This window comes from Homoserinimonas sp. A447, assembly GCF_054489325.1.
Window position 1 is genome coordinate 934090 of the sequence record NZ_JBTMWW010000001.1, and the last position, 22641, is coordinate 956730.

18 protein-coding genes and 1 tRNA gene are annotated in these 22641 nt (G+C 64.1%); 16 read left to right on the forward strand and 3 right to left on the reverse strand.

From position 1 onward, the window contains the following. Positions 1-19 precede the first annotated feature (19 nt). The gene (locus ACX3O0_RS04530) at positions 20-490 is read left to right on the forward strand and encodes a hypothetical protein (RefSeq protein ID WP_459106923.1); all 471 of its coding nucleotides are present in this window, start codon (positions 20-22) and stop codon (positions 488-490) included. Positions 491-615: 125 nt separating this feature from the next. Further along, positions 616-1026 (forward strand): hypothetical protein, encoded by a 411-nt coding sequence (locus ACX3O0_RS04535; RefSeq protein WP_459106924.1) that lies wholly within the window; start codon positions 616-618, stop codon positions 1024-1026. Positions 1027-1616: 590 nt separating this feature from the next. Here ACX3O0_RS04535 and ACX3O0_RS04540 read toward each other — a convergent pair. Next, positions 1617-1699, reverse strand: a tRNA-Leu gene (locus ACX3O0_RS04540). Between the two features lie 39 nt (positions 1700-1738). On the opposite strand from ACX3O0_RS04540, the gene ACX3O0_RS04545 reads away from it, so the two are divergent. Then, positions 1739-2338 (forward strand): ANTAR domain-containing response regulator, encoded by a 600-nt coding sequence (locus ACX3O0_RS04545; RefSeq protein WP_459093387.1) that lies wholly within the window; start codon positions 1739-1741, stop codon positions 2336-2338. Between the two features lie 100 nt (positions 2339-2438). Here the strand turns inward: ACX3O0_RS04545 and ACX3O0_RS04550 are convergent, their stop codons facing one another. After that, positions 2439-2876, reverse strand: coding sequence for a PaaI family thioesterase (locus ACX3O0_RS04550; RefSeq protein ID WP_459106925.1), 438 nt, complete (start codon positions 2874-2876; stop codon positions 2439-2441). Between the two features lie 58 nt (positions 2877-2934). Here ACX3O0_RS04550 and polA point away from each other — a divergent pair, with 58 nt between their 5' ends. The 5 genes from polA to rpsA all read left to right on the forward strand — a co-directional run bounded on the left by polA (position 2935) and on the right by rpsA (position 10552). Next, positions 2935-5613 carry a DNA polymerase I gene (polA, locus tag ACX3O0_RS04555; RefSeq protein WP_459106926.1) on the forward strand — a complete coding sequence of 893 codons (2679 nt, stop codon included), beginning with the start codon at positions 2935-2937 and terminating at the stop codon, positions 5611-5613. Between the two features lie 33 nt (positions 5614-5646). Beyond that, positions 5647-7308, forward strand: coding sequence for a DUF885 domain-containing protein (locus ACX3O0_RS04560; protein WP_459106927.1), 1662 nt, complete (start codon positions 5647-5649; stop codon positions 7306-7308). Continuing rightward, positions 7308-7964, forward strand: a complete 657-nt coding sequence (locus ACX3O0_RS04565; protein ID WP_459106928.1) for a DUF4166 domain-containing protein — start codon at positions 7308-7310, stop codon at positions 7962-7964. The genes ACX3O0_RS04560 and ACX3O0_RS04565 overlap by 1 nt, the downstream gene beginning before the upstream one ends. Next, a complete protein-coding gene (locus tag ACX3O0_RS04570; RefSeq protein WP_459106929.1) occupies positions 7961-8917 on the forward strand; it encodes an epimerase in 957 nt (318 codons plus the stop codon). The genes ACX3O0_RS04565 and ACX3O0_RS04570 overlap by 4 nt, the downstream gene beginning before the upstream one ends. 183 nt (positions 8918-9100) lie before the next feature. Then, on the forward strand, positions 9101-10552 hold the full coding sequence (gene rpsA / locus ACX3O0_RS04575) for a 30S ribosomal protein S1 (RefSeq protein WP_459093393.1): 1452 nt from the start codon (positions 9101-9103) through the stop codon (positions 10550-10552). A gap of 57 nt (positions 10553-10609) precedes the next feature. Here rpsA and ACX3O0_RS04580 read toward each other — a convergent pair whose 3' ends face one another. Further along, positions 10610-11197 (reverse strand): DUF4126 domain-containing protein, encoded by a 588-nt coding sequence (locus tag ACX3O0_RS04580; RefSeq protein ID WP_459106930.1) that lies wholly within the window; start codon positions 11195-11197, stop codon positions 10610-10612. 42 nt (positions 11198-11239) lie between these two features. Between ACX3O0_RS04580 and coaE the strand changes: the two genes are divergently transcribed. The 8 genes from coaE to gap all read left to right on the forward strand — a co-directional run bounded on the left by coaE (position 11240) and on the right by gap (position 22639). After that, positions 11240-11857, forward strand: coding sequence for a dephospho-CoA kinase (coaE, locus tag ACX3O0_RS04585; RefSeq protein ID WP_459106931.1), 618 nt, complete (start codon positions 11240-11242; stop codon positions 11855-11857). Positions 11858-11912: 55 nt separating this feature from the next. Further along, positions 11913-13976 carry an excinuclease ABC subunit UvrB gene (gene uvrB, locus ACX3O0_RS04590; RefSeq protein ID WP_459093396.1) on the forward strand — a complete coding sequence of 688 codons (2064 nt, stop codon included), beginning with the start codon at positions 11913-11915 and terminating at the stop codon, positions 13974-13976. 105 nt (positions 13977-14081) lie between these two features. Next, on the forward strand, positions 14082-16949 hold the full coding sequence (gene uvrA, locus ACX3O0_RS04595) for an excinuclease ABC subunit UvrA (RefSeq protein WP_459106932.1): 2868 nt from the start codon (positions 14082-14084) through the stop codon (positions 16947-16949). 6 nt (positions 16950-16955) lie between these two features. Beyond that, on the forward strand, positions 16956-18863 hold the full coding sequence (uvrC, locus tag ACX3O0_RS04600) for an excinuclease ABC subunit UvrC (RefSeq protein WP_459106933.1): 1908 nt from the start codon (positions 16956-16958) through the stop codon (positions 18861-18863). Positions 18864-18952: 89 nt separating this feature from the next. Beyond that, positions 18953-19828, forward strand: a complete 876-nt coding sequence (gene rapZ / locus ACX3O0_RS04605) for an RNase adapter RapZ (protein WP_459106934.1) — start codon at positions 18953-18955, stop codon at positions 19826-19828. A 70-nt stretch (positions 19829-19898) separates the two neighbouring features. Next, the gene (whiA, locus tag ACX3O0_RS04610; protein WP_459093400.1) at positions 19899-20879 is read left to right on the forward strand and encodes a DNA-binding protein WhiA; all 981 of its coding nucleotides are present in this window, start codon (positions 19899-19901) and stop codon (positions 20877-20879) included. Between the two features lie 65 nt (positions 20880-20944). Beyond that, positions 20945-21571: a superoxide dismutase gene (locus ACX3O0_RS04615; RefSeq protein WP_459093401.1), complete on the forward strand. Its 627-nt coding sequence runs from the start codon at positions 20945-20947 to the stop codon at positions 21569-21571. A gap of 63 nt (positions 21572-21634) precedes the next feature. Further along, positions 21635-22639, forward strand: coding sequence for a type I glyceraldehyde-3-phosphate dehydrogenase (gene gap, locus ACX3O0_RS04620; protein WP_459093402.1), 1005 nt, complete (start codon positions 21635-21637; stop codon positions 22637-22639). The last annotated feature ends 2 nt before the right edge of the window (positions 22640-22641 follow it).

The following is a 22641-nucleotide window of genomic DNA, read 5'->3' on the forward strand; positions in this document are numbered from 1 at the left end:
TGCCGCGCACAGTGCTGGCATGGAGCAAATTCTTTGGGCCCAAGGCTCATTACTCAACACGCCCGTCCTGGCCAAGGAGGCGGAGGCCATCGTCGCCGCAGCGTGGCCGGCACTACTGAACTGGAACGAAAATGGCCAGGCCCGCGACGGCACCCTGCACGATGCGGCGGTGCTCACCGCGGAGCAGATGCAGGCTGACATCTTTCTCGAAGCCCGACAGGGCATAGGTATCGGGGCCGCCTCCTGGACTTTCGAAGACTCGGGGCCTGAGCACGCGCGTGTCCTCGGCTGGCCGAAGGACCGGCCGATTCCCGACCCGCCGGAGAAGTGGGCTGGCCCGGTCCCGGCGCTTATTCTCTGCCGCCACGTGTACGCGGACGGCGCGCCGTATCCAAGTGGAAACAATGTCGAATGGGTCGATGGCCGGTCGGCGGAGGCGCTTCTGGTGTCGTGGCGCGAATTGCGCCTGCTGGAAGCGGGCCCGCTGTGACCGATGCCGAGCACAGGGGTGGTATGGACAAACGCGGCTCGAAACCACCACGCAAACCCACAGATTTCCAGGCCAGTTCGGCCCGACTGTGGGCCACGGGTTATCTGCTCGGCAGCCAGCTCGTAATGGCCCACCGCATGGACGATGTGATTGCCGCGGCCTACCCGGCCGAGGCGGTGAATCAGCAGGAGAACCTGGTCGACTCGATTCAACGTGGGGTCAAGGCGGAGTACATTGCGTCTCGGCTCGACAGCCTCGCTGCCGAGATTGCCGACGCACAGGCGGAGTTGTCTGTCACCGTGGTGCAGCGAGTGGTCACTGACGCTACGGAGTTGCGCGACGTCGTCTTAGCTCTTGGCGGGGGGATTGACGAGCTCCTTGCTCACGGCACGCCCCAGGAGCGCGCGGAGTTCTACGCCGGGTTGGGTGTGGAGCTCCTGGTTGACCCAGAGCAGCACCGTGTGAGCGTGACACTCACGCCCACTGCGGACCGGGCAGCGGCGGTGCACGAGACCGTTGAGTGGCTTGGTGGCTGAGTCTGGGCCTCAATAGTCACCCTCGAACAACCGGTAGCCTCGCGGTCATGGACCCGACCACCTCATTCACGATAGCGCTCGTTGCCATCATCGTCGCCGGAATATCTGCCGTCGCGGCAATCTGGGCGGTCAGACAAACATGGCTCTATCACCCACGCCCCAACTGGAAAAGCAAGTTTTCAGAGCGTAATGCAGGGCGGCAAGGCGAGAGTCGGCCGCTCTTGGTCCACGAGTTAGCCCAGCTCGGGCCGGGTGAGGCAGTGGACGTATCGGTGTGGATGAAGACCCCGAAGAGCGGTTGGGTCCGGTGCCCACACCCGCACGACTATGAGGCCGGTCGCACATTCTCCACCGAGCTCAGTCTCGTGACTAACGACTTCGAGAAGTCAATTCCCGAGAACTACATCGATGAAGTACCAGCCATCGGGACCCCAACTCCCGGAAGATACGTTCTACGAGTGCGGTGGAGACAATCACCGAACATGGACCGTACGCGGCACAAAACTTACTCGCATGTTGTGCGGCAACACGAACCGCAAGGCGGTTGAGTGGTAAAAAATCTCTAAACCGCTTGGTGGGTAAGTTGTACGTGCCGGTGGTGGGACTTGAACCCACACGCCCTTTCGAGCAAAGCATTTTGAGTGCTCCGCGTCTGCCATTCCGCCACACCGGCGCACAGTAACGCAGATCAGAATACCGTAGGCTTTAGGGCGTGACCGACCAAGAATCTCCCCAAGCCCCTCGCCGTGTTGTTGTTGCCGAGGATGAGTCGCTCATTCGTCTCGACATCGTCGAGACCCTTCGCGACAACGGGTTCGAGGTCGTCGGGGAGGCCGGTGACGGCGAGGCGGCCGTCGCCTTGGCCACCGAGTTGCGACCTGACCTGGTCATCATGGACGTCAAGATGCCACTCCTCGACGGGATCTCCGCCGCAGAGAAGCTCAGCAAGAACCACATCGCGCCGGTCGTGCTCTTGACCGCGTTCAGCCAGAAGGAACTGGTGGAGCGCGCAACCGAGGCCGGGGCCCTCGCCTACGTCGTCAAGCCGTTCACACCCAGCGACCTGCTCCCCGCGATCGAGATCGCACTGGCGCGTTACGCCCAGATCATCGCGCTCGAGTCCGAAGTGAGCGACCTGGCCGAACGGTTCGAGACCCGCAAGCTGGTCGACCGGGCCAAGGGCCTGCTCAACGACAAGATGGGCCTGACCGAGCCCGAGGCGTTCCGCTGGATCCAGAAGGCGTCCATGGACCGCCGCCTGACCATGCAGGACGTCGCGAAGACGATCATCGAGCAGTTCGCGAACAAGTAACAACGGATGCTGCGCGGCCTTTTCAGTGCGGCGCGGCGACGGATGCCGCAGCGTTGCACTGAAAGGGCGCGCAGCTGGAATCACGAGCCTGGTCGCCAGCTCAAGCGGCGGGGCCGGCGTCCTTCAGGAAGTTCGTCATCCGCACTGTCGACAGCCGATTGCCGGCCTCATCGCGCACGACAATCTCGTGGGTCGCAAGCGTGCGCCCCAGGCTGATCGCATGGCACGTGGCAATCACGTAACCCTCGGTGATCGCCCGACTGTGGCTCGCGCTGATCTCGATCCCCAGAGCGACCCGTCCCGCGCCCGCGTGAATCGCCGACGAGATCGACCCCAGCGACTCGCCCAGCACCAGGTGCGCTCCACCGTGCAACAGGCCCACCACCTGGCGGTTCCCGTCAACGGGCATCCGCGCGACAGAGTGTTCGGCTGACAGTTCCAGGAACTCGATGCCCATCTTGACGCTCAGCTCGCCGCCCCCGGTGGTGCGAAGGATCTCGGCCAGTTCCGGTGGAAGGTGGTCGGGCAACTTCGTCATCTGGCCTCTACATTCTGGGGGCATTCTGGCTGTCACCGGCCGCCACTAGGCTGGCTGGGTGTCGGACAACGAAAAGCCTACCCTCCTGATTATTGACGGTCATTCGCTGGCGTTCCGGGCGTTCTACGCCCTCCCGGTGGACAGTTTCGTCAACCGAGAAGGCCAGCACACCAACGCCATCCACGGCTTCATCTCGATGCTGATCCTGCTGCTGCAGAAAGAGAAGCCGACCCACCTCGCCGTGGCTTTCGACATCTCCCGTTACTCGTTCCGCACCAGGGAGTACCCGGAGTACAAGGGCACCCGCGGCGACACCCCGCCGGAGTTCATCGGCCAGGTTCCGCTGCTCGAGGAGGCGTTGGCGGCGATGAACATCGCCACCATCACCAAGGAGGACTACGAAGCGGATGACATCCTGGCAACGCTCGCCATGCGCGGCGCTCAGGAGGGCTACCGGGTGCTCGTTGTCAGTGGTGACCGAGACAGCATCCAGCTCGTCAACGACGACGTGACGCTGCTCTACCCGAACGCCCGCGGCGTCTCCGAGCTGAAACGCTACGACACCGCTGCGGTCATCGAACGCTATGGCATCCGCCCTGAGCAGTACCCGGATGTCGCCGCGCTCGTCGGTGAGACCAGTGACAACCTGATCGGCATCGACAAGGTGGGGGAGAAGACCGCCGTCAAGTGGATCAACCAGTTCGGGAGCCTCGATGAGATCCTCGCCCATGCTGATCAGATCAAGGGCGTCGTCGGCGAGAAACTGCGGGAGCAGAAGGACAACGCGATCCGCAACCGTAAGCTCAACCGCCTGGTCACCGACGTGGAACTGCCGGTCGGACCTTCAGACCTGGAGCGGCAACCCATCAACCCGACAGCGGTGCGGGCGATCTTCGACCGGCTGCAGTTCAAGACACTCCTCGAACGCGTGATGAAGATCGCCGCCGAAGAAGGGGTGACGGATGCCGTGGGCACGCCAGCGCCGATCGTCGAGTCGACCGCGGAAACGACCCCGCCGGTGATTCGAACACTCATCGACGAGGAACTGGGCCAATGGCTGGCGCGAGCGTCCAGGGATGGCACCCAGCCGCTAGGGCTGCAGCTGGAGGTGGGCCCGGAGGGCGTGACCGGTTTTGGGATCGCTTCCCTCGATGATTCCGCCTACGTTCCGTGGGCGGCCGGACGCCACGACTACGTCGCGCTGGAGGAATGGCTTGCGGGGGAGTCCCCGAAGTACCTGCTCGATTCGAAGAAGCAGCTGAAGGTGCTGCTGACCGCAGGACTGGCCGTGGGCGGCATCCGCTTCGACACCAGCCTTGCCTCCTGGTTGCTGAAACCCGGTGGCAGGTCCGAAGACCTCGCGGGCCAGGTTTACAGCCACCTGGGCGAAACCATCGCCATCGCCGACCCCAACCAGCTGGTCCCGGAGGTCGAGTCCCTCAGCCCGGCGACGGAAGCCTGGTACGTGCTCCGTCTTGCGAACCAGCTCGCCGAACAGCTTGACGCCGGATCACGCAAGGTACTCGATGACATCGAGCTTCCGATCGTGCGGGTTCTGGCCGATATGGAGCTGACCGGGGTCACCGCCAACGCCGGTGTGCTCTCCGAGCTGGGCGGTCGGCTGACGGAAACTGCCGCAGACCTCGCCTCTCGCGCCTTCGCCGAAATCGGGCGTGAGGTGAACCTCGGCTCGCCGAAACAATTGCAGCAGGTGCTGTTCGAAGAACTCGGAATGCCGAAGACCCGGGCCAACAAGACGGGGTACTCGACCGACGCGGCCTCGCTGGCCGACTTGCAGGAGAAGTCGCCGCATCCGTTCCTCGGTCTGCTGCTGCAACACCGTGACGCCACCAAGCTCAAGCAGATCATTGAGACCCTGGAGAAGAGCATCGGGGCGGATGCGCGCATCCACACCACCTACGACCAGACCGGCACAAGCACCGGCCGAATCTCCTCGAACGACCCGAACCTGCAGAACCTCCCAGTGAAGACTGAGGTGGGCCGCGAGATCCGCACCGCCTTCGAGTACGGTGCCGGGTTCGAGACGCTGCTGACCGCCGACTACTCGCAGATCGAGATGCGGATCATGGCGCACCTCTCCGGCGATGCCGGGCTGATCGAGGCATTCAACTCCGGTGAGGACCTGCACCGCTTCGTCGGCTCACGCATTTTCCACGTCGATCCGGCCGACGTCACTCCGATCATGCGCACCAAGGTGAAGGCCATGTCGTACGGTCTCGCCTACGGCCTCAGCGCATTCGGCCTCTCCAAGCAACTCCGCATCGATACCGCGGAGGCGAAGCAACTCATGGCTGACTACTTCGAACGTTTTGGGGCGGTGCGCGACTACCTGCGCGGGGTCGTCGTCCAGGCGCGGGAAGACGGCTACACCGAGACGATCTTCGGACGACGCCGCCCATTCGGCGACCTGAGCTCCTCGAACCGGGTACTCCGCGAGAACGCGGAGCGGGCCGCGTTGAACGCCCCGATCCAGGGTTCGGCCGCAGACATCATGAAACTAGCCATGCTCGGCGTTGCCGAGGAGCTGCGCGGTCAGGGGATGAGCAGTCGCATGCTGTTGCAAGTTCACGACGAACTGGTCTTCGAAGTAGCACCAGGAGAACTGGACTCGCTCGCCGAGATCGTCACGACCCAGATGGGCTCTGCGACGCAACTGAAGGTGCCGCTCGACGTGCAGATCGGCACCGGCGCAAATTGGGACGCCGCAGCGCATTAGGCCTCTCAACACCCAGAACAATAGGCTTGCGGCATGACAGAGCCCAGGACACCGACCAAGATCGATGCCATCGCTGAGGGCTGGGTCCTCACCATGACCGAGCTTGACCCGACCATCGCCACCTACATCGGAGTACCGGGAAAGCTCGGCGAGTACGGCGACTATTCACCAGCGGGCCACCAGGCCTTCGCGGATGCCCGCAAGAAGGTCGAACGCAGGCTGAAGGCCGTCGAACCAGTCGACAGCGTCGATGAGGTGACCAAGACCGACCTCATGGCGGAGCTGAAGCTCGCCGACGAGTTCCACGCGGCCAAGCTGCACCTCAGGGACCTCAACGTCCTGGCTTCCCCCGCCCAGGAGATTCGCGAAGTCTTCGACCTCATGCCCAACGAGACTGTCGAGGACTGGACCGACATCTCGGGTCGCCTGAACACCCTTCCCACTGCCATCGAGCAGTACATCGAGACGCTTCGGCAGGGCATCGCCGACGGCGTGGTGCCGGCACGCCGCCAGGTCCGCGCGGTGATCGAGCAGACCACCCGGCACGCATCGCCCGAAGGGTTCTTCCCCAAGTTCATTGACTCCGCACCTGAAAGCGTTCCGGATTCGCTGCGCTCCGACCTGGGGCGTGGTGCCACAGCGTCGTCGTCGGCGTACCAGCGGTTGACCGACTTCCTCGCCGGTGAGCTGGACGCGGCGGCCACCGAGACGGACGCCGTCGGACGGGACATCTACGCCCTGCACTCCCGTGCGTTCCTGGGCACCGCCATCGACCTCGACGAGACGTACGAGTGGGGGATAGACGAACTCGCGCGGATGACCGCCGAACAGATTTCAATCGCTCACGAGATCCGCCAGGGCGCCTCAGTCGAGGAGGCGATCAGCATCCTCGACGCCGACCCGTCGAACAAGCTTCACGGCACCGACGCGCTCCAACGCTGGATGCAACAGCTCAGCGACACCGCGGTGGAGGAGCTCTCCCGTACCCACTTCGAGATTCCGGAGGAGATCAAGCGCCTCGAGTGCATGATCGCACCCACCCAGGACGGCGGCATTTACTACACCGGGCCGTCCGATGACTTCTCCCGGCCGGGCCGGATGTGGTGGTCGGTTCCCGTTGGTGAGACCGAGTTCTCCACCTGGCGCGAGACGACAACCGTCTACCACGAGGGTGTCCCAGGCCACCATCTGCAGATCGGACAGGCCGTGGTCAACCGCGGTCAGCTGAACACCTGGCGCCGCCAGCTCGCCGGCACGTCGGGTCACGCCGAGGGCTGGGCGCTCTACGCAGAGCGCCTCATGCAGGAGCTCGGCTACCTCGACGACCCGGGAACCCGCCTCGGCATGCTGGACGCCCAGCGGATGCGCGCCGCGCGCGTCGTCCTCGACCTCGGCGTGCACCTCGGCAAGCGCAGCCTCGACGGCACAGGGGAGTGGGACTTCGATTACGCGCTCGCCTTCTTCCGCTCCAACTATCACGAGACGGATGCGACCACCCGGTTCGAGGTGAACCGGTACTTCGGCTGGCCGGGCCAGGCCCCGTCGTACAAGGTGGGGCAGCGAATCTGGGAGCAATTGCGCGACGAGCGGAAAGCGCGCGACAAGAAGTCCTTCGACATCAAGGAGTTCCACCGCGAGGCACTGGCCCTCGGCGGTGTCGGGCTGGACACGCTCCGCTCCGCATTGCTCACATAGTGCTCGGCGCCGAATCGCCGTACGAAGCCGAATCGCCTTATGAACTGGCACTCGGCGAACGGATTTTGCTCTTGCATCCGCGATTGCAGGCGTATTTCCGCGGCATCCCCGGCGGTCACCACGGAGCCGGGGAAGGAACCTTCGCGACAGTGGGAACCCCGCGCCGGTGGCTGTGGCCGGTCCTGAGGGTACTCGCGCGCCAGGGCGTGCTCTTCCCGGTCTGGGAACGGGGCGTGCCGTTCACTGTGGTCAATGTCCCCACCCTGGAGGCCAACGGGAACGCCGCTGTCGTCGCAACGCGCACCTTCAAGCTTCGCGGTGGGGACCGGCACATGGTCGACGCCATCACAACGGAAGGCACCGACCTGGTCGACTACCTCGGCAATAATCGCCGGTATCGCGGACGCTTCGCCGCGTCAGTCAGCGCCGGTACCCTCCAACTGTCCATGACCAGTCTGGCGGTGCGCATCCGCACCACCTGGGTCACGGTGCCGCGCTGGATCAGCCCGACAGTGACACTGACCGAACGCTTCGATGATGAGTCCGGCCGGCAGCAGGTCGAGGTCGTCACGGCTGCGCCGTTTCTCGGCCGAATCTACGAGTATGCCGGCTCGTTCGACTACGAGCTCAGGCCGAGCGAAGGGGGCACAGCATGAACAAGCGAATCGTGATCGCCGGTGGATCCGGATTCATCGGACAGTACCTGGCGGAGGCATTCCGCGCGGACGGCGACAACGTCGCCTTCATCGGCAGGAATGGGCCGGATGCCCGCTGGGGGAGCACCGCGGCCATCACCGACCTGCTCGACGGCTCAGACCTGCTGATCAACCTTGCCGGCAAGAGCGTCAACTGCCGGTACAACTCCGCCAACCGTGCCGAGATCCTACGATCACGGGTGGAGACCACTCGGGAGCTGGCGCGCGCTGTCGCCGACTGCGAGCATCCGCCCGCGCTGTGGGTGAACTCGTCGACCGCCACCATCTACCGCCATGCGGATGACCGGCCGATGACCGAAGCGCGCGGAGACATCGGTCGCGGCTTCTCGGTGAACGTCGCCACCGCCTGGGAGAAGGAGTTCTTCGACGCTGAACTCTCGGATACCCGCCGCGTTGCCCTGCGTATGGCGATCGTGCTCGGTGATGGAAGCGCATTGCTCCCGCTGGCCAGGCTTGCCAGGTTCGGGCTCGGCGGTCCGCAGCTCGACGGCCATTGGTTCTCGACCGCTGAGGGACGTCGAGAGGGCACGTTCCATGAGTTCCGCACGCCAGGAGGGCGCCAGAAGTTCAGCTGGGTGCACCTCGATGACGTGCTGGGCAGCATCCGATTCCTGATGGAGCGAGACGACCTCAGCGGGGTGGTCAACGTCGCTGCCCCGAACCCCTCAGACAACCGCACCCTGATGGCGACGCTGCGCAGGGTACTGCGAGTACCGGCCGGACTTCCGGCGTTCCGCTGGATGCTCGAGCTCGGGTCGATCGCCATTCGCACCGAGACCGAGCTGATCCTGAAGAGCCGGTGGGTCTTGCCGCAGCGCCTTCAGGAAGCCGGGTACGAGTTCCGGTTCCCCGAGTTGGAACCGGCGCTTGCCGACATCCTGCGACGGCATTAGCCCCACAACGCGTCATTTGCCCTTGTTAATGGGGGTGAGCTAAGCTTGAGAGTCGCATTCTGCGAAGATTCATCCGCCTGCCATGGCGAGACATCCCCGCAACTCATCGAAGTCGGGGACACAAAACCAAGAGCACGACCTCGTCCGTGGCCCAATTCATGTCCATCCTGGAGCAACAACTACATGACAACCGTAACGACCAAGGCACCCAAGCAGGTCGCCATCAATGACATTGGATCTGCTGAAGATTTTCTGGCCGCGGTCGAAAAGACGCTGAAGTTTTTCAACGACGGAGACCTCATCGAGGGCATCGTCGTCAAGATCGACCGGGACGAGGTCCTCCTCGACGTCGGCTACAAGACCGAGGGTGTCATCCCCTCCCGCGAGCTCTCCATCAAGCACGATGTCGACCCCACCGAAGTGGTGCAGGTCGGAGATTCCGTCGAAGCCCTCGTCCTCCAGAAGGAAGACAAAGAAGGCCGCCTGATCCTGTCCAAGAAGCGCGCACAGTACGAGCGTGCCTGGGGCGACGTCGAGAAGATCAAGACCGACGATGGTGTTGTCACCGGAACGGTCATCGAGGTCGTCAAGGGCGGCCTCATCGTCGACATCGGCCTCCGTGGCTTCCTGCCGGCATCGCTCATCGAGCTTCGCCGCGTTCGCGACCTGACCCCGTACCTCGGCCAGGAGATCGAGGCGAAGATCCTCGAGCTGGACAAGAACCGCAACAACGTCGTGTTGTCGCGCCGTGCCCTGCTCGAGCAGACCCAGTCCGAGAGCCGCACGACCTTCCTCAACAACCTCGCCAAGGGCCAGGTTCGCAAGGGTGTCGTTTCGTCGATCGTCAACTTCGGTGCGTTCGTCGACCTCGGTGGAGTGGACGGCCTCGTTCACGTCTCCGAGCTCAGCTGGAAGCACATCGAGCACGCGTCGGAGGTTGTCGAGGTTGGCCAGGAGGTCACCGTCGAGATCCTCGAAGTGGACCTCGAGCGCGAGCGTGTCTCCCTGTCGCTCAAGGCGACGCAGGAAGACCCGTGGCAGGTCTTCGCCCGCACCCACGCCATCGGCCAGGTTGCACCCGGCAAGGTCACCAAGCTGGTCCCCTTCGGCGCGTTCGTTCGCGTTGCAGAGGGCATCGAGGGCCTGGTTCACATCTCCGAGCTGTCGGGCAAGCACGTCGAACTGGCGGAGCAGGTTGTCTCGGTCGGCGACGAGGTGTTCGTCAAGGTCATCGACATCGACCTGGAGCGTCGCCGCATCTCGCTGAGCCTCAAGCAGGCCAACGAGGGTGTCGACCCCGAGGGCACCGAGTTCGACCCGGCGCTGTACGGCATGCTCACCGAGTACGACGAGCAGGGTAACTACAAGTACCCGGACGGCTTCGACCCGGAGACCAACGAGTGGAAAGAGGGCTTCGAGACCCAGCGCGAGAAGTGGGAGCAGGACTACGCTGCAGCCCAGGGCCGCTGGGAAGCCCACAAGAAGCAGGTCGCCGCAGCAGCGACGCAGGTCATCGAGGACGTTCCGGCCGCATCCGGCTCATCGTTCTCCAGTGACTCTGCCGGCGTCGGCACCCTCGCAGACGACGAGGCGCTTGCCGCACTCCGCGAGAAGCTCTCCGGTGGCAACGAGTAGCAGCTAGCAACAGTTCATCAGGAAGCGGTCGGACCCCGGGGTCCGGCCGCTTCTTCGTTAACTCCTGTATGCGCGCTTTCGGGCACGCGACACTGCCGTCCACGCCCACCAGGCGAGCAGCGGAACAGAAACGATGACCAGGATAGGCAGCAGGATGGCCAGGGCTGAGACGAACAGGCTGCCGATGTCCTCCGCGATACTCACGACTGGTGCCGCTGCGCCGGCCGTTACGGCGTTCAACACCGGGCGCGAAATCATCTTCACCACGTGGACCGCGAGCGCGAGCAGCGCCCCGACGGCGATCGGTACCCACTGGTTCGATTCGAAGAATGCGGCAGGATCCTGAACCGTCAGCGTCTCAGTGGTGGAGCCGGATCCGAAGGCGAGACCTCCCGCAGCGGGGCGAATCACCGTCTGCACCCAGTCGTTCACGCTGTCGACTATGGGTATCTTGTCGGCAAAGAACTCGATCACCAGCAGCGCGACCAGGATACCGAGAACCCATTCGTTCTCCAGCCATTGCCAGGCATCCGGCAGTTGGACGAACTCCAGGAACCGGCTCGCCAACCCGATGGCGAGCAGCGGAATGTACGCGTTGACGCCGGCAGCAAGTGCCAGACCCGCTCCGGTCAGGAACTCAAGCATGCCAGTCGACCTCCTGCTCAGCGTGACAGTAGCATGGGCGGCGTGTATCTGATTGGTTTGACCGGCGGTATCGCCTCAGGCAAGACCGTTGTCGCCAATCGGCTTGCCGAGCATGGCGCCATCCACATCGACGCAGATCAGCTGGCCAGGCAGGTTGTCGAACCAGGGAAGCCGGCGCTGGCCCGGATTGCTGCGGAGTTCGGCTCCGAGGTGATCGCATCCGACGGCTCGCTGGATCGCGCCGCGCTCGGCTCGCTCGTGTTCGGCGACCCGGAGCGTCTCGCGAAACTCAACGCCATCACCCACCCGGCCGTCAGGGAACTCGCCGGCAAGCTGATCGCAGAAGCGGGCGAAGCCGATTCGGAAGCGATCGTCGTCTACGACGTTCCACTCCTGGTCGAGGCCTCCGTCGACAAGGCGCACCCCTTCGACCTCATCGTCGTGGTCCATGCCGACATCGATACCCGACTCGAACGACTGGTGACGCTTCGCGGACTGAGCCGCGATGAGGCAAAGCACCGGCTGAACTCCCAGGCAACCGACACGGACCGTCTCGCCATCGCCGATGTCGTCATCGACAGCAACGGCACCCTGGACGAGACGCTGGCACAGGCGGATGCCCTGTTCGAACGTGCCCGCCGAACCGCCCTTGCTCGCTGAGCGGCCGTCCACCCTGGTCGACGGCTTTGTCAGCGGTGCTGCCTAAACTGAAGTAATGCAACCGACCAGAGCCGTGCGCCCGTTCGAGGTCATCAGCGAGTACATTCCGTCCGGCGACCAGCCGGCCGCTATCGCCGAACTCGCAGCCAGGATCAACGCCGGGGAGACGGATGTCGTACTGCTCGGCGCAACCGGAACGGGCAAGTCGGCGACCACCGCCTGGCTCATCGAGCAGGTGCAACGCCCCACCCTGGTGATGGCCCACAACAAGACCCTCGCCGCACAACTCGCGAACGAGTTCCGCGAACTCATGCCGAATAACGCCGTCGAGTACTTCGTCTCGTACTACGACTACTACCAGCCCGAGGCCTACGTACCCCAGACGGACACCTTCATCGAGAAGGACAGCTCGATCAACGCCGAGGTGGAGCGCCTGCGGCACTCGACCACGAACTCCCTCCTCAGCCGGCGTGACGTCATCGTGGTGTCCACGGTGTCGTGCATCTACGGCCTCGGTAGCTCTGAACAATACCTGGACGCCATGATGGCGCTTCAGGTCGGCATGCGCATCAATCGCGAGGCGCTCATCCGCAAGTTCGTCTCCATGCAGTACCAGCGCAACGATGTCGACTTCTCCCGCGGGAATTTCCGGGTGCGAGGCGACACCATCGAGATCATCCCGATGTACGAGGAACTCGCCATCCGCATCGAAATGTTCGGCGACGAGGTCGAGGCGCTGTACAGCCTGCATCCGCTCACCGGCGATGTCGTGAGGAAGCTGGATGCCGTCTCCGTGTTCCCCGGCTCGCACTACGTCGCCAGCCCTGACTCGATGCACCGCGCGATCGGCACCATCAAGGAGGAGCTGGCGGAGCGCCTCGGCGAGCTGGAACGCGACGGCAAGCTGCTGGAGGCTCAGCGATTGCGGATGCGCACCACCTTCGACCTGGAGATGATGGAGCAGATCGGTTTCTGCAGCGGCATCGAGAACTATTCGCGGCACATCGATGGGCGAGCGCCGGGGGAGGCCCCGCACTGCCTCATCGATTACTTCCCCGAGGACTTCCTGGTGGTGATCGACGAGTCGCACGTCACGGTGCCGCAGATCGGCGCCATGTACGAGGGCGACGCCTCCCGCAAGCGCACTCTGGTCGAGCACGGATTCCGCCTGCCCAGTGCCCTCGACAACCGGCCGCTCAAGTTCTCGGAGTTCCTCGACCGGGTGGGGCAGAAGGTCTACCTGTCCGCAACACCCGGCCGCTACGAAATGGGCATCACTGACAGTGTGGTCGAGCAGATCATCCGCCCAACCGGCCTGGTCGACCCACAGATCGTCGTCAAGCCCAGCAAGGGCCAGATCGACGACCTGCTCGAGGAGATCCGCACGCGAACCGAACGCGACGAGCGCGTGCTGGTGACGACCCTGACCAAGAAGATGGCGGAGGAACTCACCGAGTTCCTGGGGGAGGCCGGCATTCGGGTTCGCTACCTCCACTCGGATGTCGACACCCTGCGCCGGGTTGAGCTGCTCACCGAGCTCCGGCAGGGCGTCTACGACGTCCTGGTCGGCATCAACCTGCTTCGGGAGGGCCTCGACCTTCCCGAAGTGTCGCTGGTGGCCATCCTCGACGCCGACAAGGAGGGTTTCCTCCGCTCATCGACGTCTCTCATCCAGACGATCGGCCGCGCCGCACGCAACGTCTCCGGAGCCGTCCACATGTACGCGGACGTGCTGACCGACTCGATGAAGATCGCCATCGAAGAGACAACCCGCCGACGGGAGAAGCAGGTCGCATACAACCTGGCCAACGGGATCGACCCGACACCGCTGCGCAAGAAAATCGCCGACATCACGGATGTTCTCGCGCGCGAGGGTGCGGACACCCAGGAACTCCTGTCCAACCGTGACGGGCGGAGGCGCTCACCCACTCCGAACCTGAGACGCGAGGGCCTCGCCGCCAGCGGGGCCAACGATCTGGAGACGATCATCCGAGACCTCAACGAGCAGATGCTGTCGGCAGCGGCCGAACTCAAGTTCGAGTTGGCCGCCCGCCTGCGCGACGAGGTTTCCGATCTCAAGAAGGAACTCCGCCAGATGGAGGCGGCTGGCCACATCTGACCCAGCCGTGCGGCGGTTTCGCTGCGTTGAGCGGATAGTATAGAACATGTGTTCGAAGCCGCCGCACCCGAAGTTGTCAGCCGAAGAGAACGTAGACTGAATCCAGTGACCATTTCCCCCGTTGACTCCGACGCGCGCCTCAGCGTTCGCGGTGCGAGAGTCCACAACCTCCGCAACGTCGACCTTGAAATACCCCGCGACTCGCTGGTCGTCTTCACCGGCCTGTCCGGCTCTGGCAAGTCGTCCCTCGCCTTCGACACCATTTTCGCGGAAGGGCAACGACGCTATGTCGAATCACTTTCCGCGTACGCCAGGCAGTTCCTGGGCCAGGTGGACCGGCCGGACGTCGACTTCATCGAGGGCCTGAGCCCCGCCGTCTCGATCGACCAGAAGTCCACCAACCGCAACCCACGCTCCACGGTGGGGACGATCACCGAGATCTACGACTACATGCGCCTGCTCTGGGCGCGCATCGGGGTGCCGCACTGCGCAGAATGCGGCGAGAGGATCTCGCGCCAGACCGTGCAACAGATCGCCGACCAGCTGATGACCCTCGAGGCCGGAACGCGGTACCAGATCGCCAGCCCGATGATCTCGCAGAAGAAAGGCGAGTTCGTCGACCTCTTCAAGGAGTTGGCGGCCAGTGGGTACTCCCGCGCCATCGTCGACGGCAAGCCGATCCAGCTGAGCGACCCGCCGATCCTCAAGAAGCAGCTCAAGCACGACATCTCGGTCATCGTCGACCGCCTGGTGGCAGCGGATGACGTACTCACCCGCCTCACCGACTCGCTCGAGACGGCATTACGCCTTACGGATGGCCTGGTTGCCATCAACTTCATCGATGAGGAGGGCGACGCCGCGTGGCGCAGCTACTCCGAGAAGCTGTCGTGCCCGAACGGTCACCCCGTCCAGCTGACCGAGATCGAACCCAGGACGTTTTCGTTCAACGCACCGTTCGGCGCATGTCCGGAGTGCTCCGGGCTCGGCACCCGGATGTCGGTCGACTCTGACCTGCTGCTGGGCGACCCGGAGTTGTCGCTCGCAGAGGGTGTCATCCTGCCGTGGGCGCAATCCGGCAAGGGCCTGTACAACTACTTCCAGCGCCTCCTCGAGGGCCTGTCACGCGATCTCGGCTTCACGCTCTCCACGCCGTGGGGCAACCTGCCCGAGGATGTCCAGGAAGCGATCCTGAAGGGCAACAACTTCCAGGTCACCGTCAAGTGGAAGAACCGCTACGGGCGGGAGATGAAATACTCGACCGGTTTCGAAGGCGTCATCCCCTACATCGAGCGCAAGTACCTTGAGGCCGAGAGTGATTCCGCCCGGCAGCGGTACGCCAGCTACCTGCGAGAGATCCCGTGCCAGGTCTGCGATGGCAAGCGGCTGAAGCCAGAAGTGCTTGCCGTCACGGTCAACGACAAGAGCATTGCGGATGCCTGTGAACTCAGTCTCACCGACGCCTTCACCTTCATGGAAGAACTGACCCTGACCGCCCGCGAGGAGCAGATCGCTGCGGCGGTACTTCGCGAGATCAGGGCGAGGCTGGAGTTCCTGCTCGAGGTCGGACTGAACTACCTGAACCTGGCGAGATCGGCCGGAACGCTGTCCGGTGGTGAGGCGCAGCGCATCCGCCTGGCCACCCAGATCGGCTCCGGCCTCACCGGCGTGCTGTACGTGCTCGATGAGCCGAGCATCGGCCTCCACCAGCGGGACAACCGCCGGCTGATCGAGACGCTGGTCAAGCTCAAGGGCCTCGGCAATACCCTCATCGTCGTCGAACACGACGAAGACACCATTCGAACCGCCGACTGGGTGGTGGACATCGGACCGGGCGCCGGTGAGCACGGCGGCATGGTCGTGCACTCGGGTTCCTACGACGAACTGCTGGCCAACACGGCATCCATCACCGGCGACTACCTCTCCGGCCGGCTGTCGATCGCAACCCCGGGGTCGCGGCGACCAGTGGACAAGGGCCGCCAGGTCACCGTGCAGGGCGCACGCGCCAACAACCTGAAGAACGTGACAGCCAGCTTCCCGCTCGGTACCCTGACCGCGGTGACCGGGGTCAGCGGTTCAGGCAAGTCCTCACTGATCAACGACGTCCTCTACAAGGTCCTCGCCAACCAGCTCAACGGTGCCAGGCAGGTCCCGGGCAAGCACAGCAGGGTCACCGGGCTCGACCAGCTCGACAAGGTCGTCCACGTCGACCAGGCGCCCATCGGCCGCACCCCGCGCTCGAACCCGGCGACCTATACCGGCGTCTTCGATCGCATCCGCAACCTGTTCGCCGAGACCATGGAGGCCAAGTCCCGCGGCTACCTCCCTGGCCGGTTCAGCTTCAACGTCAAGGGCGGCCGCTGCGAGAACTGTTCCGGCGACGGAACCATCAAGATCGAGATGAACTTCCTGCCGGACGTCTACGTCACCTGTGAAGTCTGCGGGGGAGCGCGCTACAACCGCGAAACGCTGGCGGTGCATTACAAGGGCAAGAACATCGCCGAGGTGCTCGACATGTCGATCACTGAGGCAGCGGAGTTCTTCCAGGCCATCAGCGCCATCCATCGCTACCTGCAAACCCTGGTCGACGTCGGGCTCGGTTACGTGCGCCTCGGCCAGAGCGCCACGACGCTCTCCGGCGGCGAGGCCCAGCGGGTGAAGCTCGCGACCGAACTGCAGAAGCGGTCGAACGGCCGCAGCATCTACGTGCTCGACGAGCCGACCACCGGCCTCCATTTCGAGGATGTCCGGAAGCTCCTTCTGGTGCTGAACGGGCTGGTCGACAAGGGCAACACCGTGATCGTCATCGAGCACAACCTCGACGTGATCAAGTCGGCAGACTGGGTCATCGACCTGGGGCCGGAGGGTGGAGCAGGCGGTGGTGAGGTAGTGGCCATTGGAACGCCGGAGCAGGTTGCGCGCAACAAGAAGAGCCACACCGGCACCTTCCTCAAAGAAGTGCTGGCGGCCAAGTAGGCACCGATGGCCGACACCGTCAGTTATCGCCCGAAGGCGAGTGAGATTCCCACCAAACCGGGCGTGTACCGATTTCGGGACTCCAACCGTCGCGTGCTGTACGTGGGCAAGGCCAAGAACCTCCGGGCGCGCCTGAGCAACTACTTCGCCCCTCTGCAGAATCTTCACGAACGCACCAGGCGGATGGTGACAACGGCCAGTTCGGTCGAATGGACGGTGGTCGGCACCGAGTTCGAGGCCCTCCAGCTGGAGTTCACCTGGATCAAGGAGTTCAACCCGCCGTTCAACGTGCAGTTCAAGGACGACAAGTCCTACCCGTACCTGGCGATCACACTGGCGGATGACGTTCCGCGCGTCCTGGTGACCCGCAACAAGAAATTGCCGGGCGCCAGGTACTTCGGCCCGTACACCAAGGTGTGGGCGATCCGCGAAACCGTGGACCTCATGCTCAAGGCCTTCCCGATGCGCAGCTGCTCGGATGCGACCTACAAACGGGCGGAGCAGACCGGCCGCCCCTGCCTGCTGGGTGACATCGGCAAGTGTGCTGCACCGTGCGTCGGCCGCATCTCCAAAGAGGACCACAAGTCGATCGCCCTGGACTTCGCATCGTTCATGGCCGGCCAGGACACCCGTTATGTCGCAGAATTGGGCAGGCGGATGAAACAAGCGGCTGAGACCCAGGAATACGAGAATGCGGCGCGCTACCGCGACCAGCTGGCGGCACTCGAGACCGTGTTGTCGAAGAACACGATCGTGCTGGCCGACAACGTCGATGCCGACCTCTTCGGGATTGCCCACGATGAGCTGGCGGCCGCCGTCCAGTTGTTCAAGGTACGCGGCGGGCGCATCCGCGGTGTTCGCAGCTGGGTGGTCGACAAGGAACTCGACGTCGACCTGGACGAACTGGTCGAATCCGTGCTGAGGAATGCCTATGAGGGCGATGAGGTGCCCGCACGGCAGGTCGTCGTTCCCGTGATGCCCTCGGACGCAGCTGAGCTGGAACATTGGCTCGCATCGCTCAAGTGGGAACGAACAGGCAACTCCGGGCGGATCTCACTGCGGGTCGCCCAGCGCGGAGACGTCGCAGCGCTGGCCGAGACGGTGGCAACCAATGCCCGGAACGCGCTCATGCTCTACAAGACCAGGCGTACCAGCGACTTCACGGCACGCTCCCAGGCGCTGGCCGACATTCAGGAAGCACTCGGGATGGAGGAGGCACCCCTGCGGATGGAGTGCTTCGACGTCTCGCACCTGTCTGGCACCAACATCGTGGCGTCGATGGTGGTGTTCGAAGACGGGCTGGCCCGCAAAGACCAGTACCGCCGGTTCAGCATCCCCGCCTCCACTGATGACACCGACTCGATCTACCAGACGTTGTCGCGGCGACTCGCGCGGATGAACGATCCCACGGCGGAAACCGTCCAGGAACAGGGCGAAGAACCAGGCGAAGACGAAGAATCCGCCTCGGCAAAGAAGAAGTTCGCCTATCGGCCCAACCTGCTCATCGTCGACGGAGGCCAGCCGCAGGTGCAGGCCGCCGCCCGCGCCCTGCGAGATTCCGGTGTCACCGGCATCCAGCTGTGCGGCATTGCCAAGCGACTGGAAGAGGTGTGGCTGCCCGACTCCGATTACCCGGTCATCCTTCCGCGAAACAGCGATGCCATGTTCCTGATCCAGCGCATCCGCGATGAGGCTCATCGCTTCGCCATCTCCTATCAACGCCAACGCCGCAAGAAAGATGTCACCAGCGTGCTCTCCGAAGTGCCGGGTGTCGGACCGAGCCGTGTTCGAGAGTTGCTGCGCCATTTCGGCTCCGTCACCAGGCTGCGCGCGGCGACAGCCGTCGAAATCTCCCAGGTCAAGGGCATCGGGGTGGTCACCGCGGAGACGATCCATCGCTCGCTTCGCGAGTGAAACAGACCACACAGCCCCCGGACAGAGTCGCGCCGCGAAATCGGTAGGCTGGAGGAACGTCGATCAACAACGATTTGAGGCTACAGACGATGACCGATGGCACCGTCCAGCAGGAAGTGCTGATCGTCACGGGTATGTCCGGAGCAGGCAGGTCGACCGTAGGCAACGCCCTCGAAGACCTGGGCTGGTACGTCGTCGACAACCTGCCCCCGCAAATGCTGCGACCGCTGGTGGAGCTCGCCGGCCGTGCGGGAAGCAACCTGCCGAAACTCGCGGCCATCGTCGACGTGCGTGGCGGAAAGCTCTTCGCCGACCTCCACGAGATCATCGACTCGCTTCGCGGGGGAACCTCGGTTCGGGTGATCTTCCTGGAAGCCACGGATGCAGCACTCGTCCGCCGCTTCGAGCAGGTGCGCAGGCCTCATCCGCTGCAGGGCGATGGGACACTGCTCGACGGCATCTCTGCCGAACGGGCGATGACACTGGAGCTGCGGGAGTCCAGCGACATCATCATCGACACCTCCGATCTCAACATCCACCAATTGGCGACCAGCATCGCCGACACCTTCGCAGACGACGACACTCCAGGTGTCCAGGTCACTCTGCTCAGCTTCGGGTTCAAGTACGGGCTACCGGCGGATGCCGACCTGGTCGCCGACATGAGGTTCCTGCCGAACCCGTTCTGGAACCCCGACCTCCGCCCGTTCAACGGCCAGGACGAGGTCGTCAGCGAGTATGTGCTCGCCCAGGAGGGTGCCGAGGAGTTCATCGACGGCTACACCAAGGCGCTGGAGCCGGTACTGGCCGGCTACCAGCGCGAGAACAAGCGCCACGTGACCCTCGCTGTCGGATGCACCGGAGGCAAGCACCGCTCCATCGCCGTCGCCGAGGAGATGGCGAAAAGACTAAGATCGCTGCCCGGGGTAGCTGTGAACGTTCGGCACCGGGATCTGGGGCGCGAGTAACGGCTCCACCCCGCCGCTGCCACCCACTCCTCCCAGAACGACGACACGACCACACAGAAAGGGGCCCCGATTGGCTCTCACCACCGACGTCAAAGACGAACTCGCCCGCGTCGAAGTGAGCAAGACAACCGTCAGGGCTGCCGAACTGGCCACCATCCTGCGGTTCTCCGGAGGGCTGCACCTCATCTCCGGCCGCATCGCGGTCGAGTCCGAACTGGACAGCGTGCATCTCGCCCGGCGCGTGCGCAAAGACCTGGCCGAGATTTACGGCGTGCGCAGTGATGTGTCCGTCATCTCGGCCTCCGGCATCCGCAAAGCGAATCACTACCTCGTTCGCGTCGTGGAAGGCGGGGAGACGCTGGCCAGGCAGACCGGCCTGCTGGATGCGCGTCGCCGCCCCATCCGCGGGCTCCCGAACCGCCTGACCACCGGGACCAGGGAAGAACTGGCCGCCGTCTGGCGCGGGGCCTTCCTGGCCCAGGGGACACTCACCGATCCCGGCCGGTCAGCGGCCCTGGAGATCGCCTGCCCCGGCAACGAGGCCGCCATGGCGCTGGTGGGTGCTGCCGGGCGGCTGAAGGTGCCGGCCAAGGCCAGGGAGGTGCGCGGCGTTCACCGCGTGGTGATCCGCGATGGTGAAGCGATCAGCGCCATGCTCGTGCACATGGGGGCGAACGCCACCGTGCTCAGTTGGGAAGAGCTCCGACAGCGCCGCGAGGTGCGGGCGACAGCCAATCGACTGGTCAACTTTGACGACGCGAACCTTCGCCGGTCGGCCCAGGCGGCCGTCGCCGCCTGTGCGCGGGTCGAGCGGGCGCTGGAGATCCTTGACGGCGAGATGCCCGACCATCTTCGCTACGCGGGGGAGCTCCGACTGCGATTCCGTGACGCCAGCCTGGACGAGCTCGGACACCACTCCGAGCCGCCGATGACCAAGGATGCTGTCGCCGGTCGCATCCGCCGCCTGCTGGCGATGGCCGACAAGCGCGCGGAGGACCTCGGAATCCCGGGAACCGACGCGAACCTGCCACCCGAGTTTGAGGATGCATAGACTGGGGTTACCCCCGTTATCCGCGCGTTAAGTCGCGCCGGGGCCACTCAAGCAAGGAGATCTCAATGACTGATTACACGCTTCCCGAACTGCCGTACGACTACTCGGCTCTGGAACCCAGCATCAGCGGCACCATCATGGAGCTGCACCACAGCAAGCACCACCAGGCCTACGTCACCGGTGCCAACACTGCACTCGCCCAGCTGGCTGAAGCACGCGACAGCGGCAACCTGGCGAACGTCAACAAGCTGGAGAAGGACCTCGCCTTCAACCTCGGCGGCCACGTGAACCACTCCGTCTTCTGGACCAACATGTCACCGGATGGCGGCGACAAGCCAACCGGCGACCTCTCCTCGGCGATCGACGACCACTTTGGAACGTTCGACAAGTTCCAGGCACACTTCACCGCCGCCGCCATGGGCGTTCAGGGCTCCGGCTGGGCGGTACTCGCCTGGGACTCGATCGGCCAGCGCCTCATCATCCAGCAGTTCTTCGACCAGCAGGGCAACTTCGCCGCGGGGACGATTCCGCTGCTGATGCTCGACGTCTGGGAGCACGCCTACTACCTCGACTACCGCAACGTTCGTGCCGATTACGTCAAGGCATTCTGGAACATCGCCAACTGGGCAAATGTGCAGGATCGCTTCACTGCGGCACGTGAGAAGACCTCTGGGCTGCTGTTATTGTCATAGGGGTCAACGTCGCCCAGTCCCTTTAGAGTCGCGCCGTCGGCGCTAAGAATTCAAGGAGTACCCATGAGCGTCAAGATCGGCATCAACGGGTTCGGCCGCATCGGTCGCAACTATTTCCGGGCAGCGCTGGCCAAGGGCAGCGACCTGGAGATTGTCGCGGTCAACGACCTGACCGATAACAAGACTCTCGCGCACTTGCTGAAATACGACTCCGTGACTGGGCGGCTCGCCGCCGACGTTGAGCTTGAGGGCGACCAGATCATCGTCAACGGCAAGCCGATCAAGGTCCTGGAAGACCGAGACCCTGCCAACCTGCCGTGGGGCGACCTGGGTGTCGACATCGTCATCGAGTCCACCGGCTTCTTCACCAAGGCGGATGATGCACGCAAGCACATCGCCGCCGGCGCCAGGAAGGTGCTCATCTCCGCACCGGCGTCGGGTGAGGACGCCACGTTCGTCATGGGCGTCAATCATGAGTCGTATGACCCTGAGAACCACCACATCATCTCCAACGCGTCGTGCACCACGAACTGCCTGGCCCCGCTGGCCAAGGTGTTCAACGACAATTTCGGGATCGAGCGTGGGCTGATGACCACGATCCACGCGTACACGGCAGACCAGAACCTGCAGGATGGTCCCCACAAGGACCTCCGCCGCGCCAGGGCGGCCGCGATCAACATCGTGCCGACCTCGACGGGTGCCGCGAAGGCCATCGGCCTGGTCATGCCTGAACTCGTCGGAAAGCTCGACGGCTTCGCGTTGCGGGTGCCGGTTCCGACCGGGTCCATCACCGACCTCACCGTGACCGCGAGCCGCGCAGCGTCGGCCGATGAGATCAAGGCGGTCTACCGCGATGCGGCGAACGGCTACCTCAAGGGCATTCTGAAGTACACCGAGGACGAGCTCGTCTCCAGCGACATCGTGGGCGACCCGCACTCGTCCATCTTCGATGCCGGGCTGCTCCGCGTGATCGGCGACCAGGTCAAGCTGTCGGCTTGGTACGACAACGAGTGGGGTTACTCGACCCGACTGGTCGACCTGACCGAGTACGTCGCCGAGCGTCTCTAACG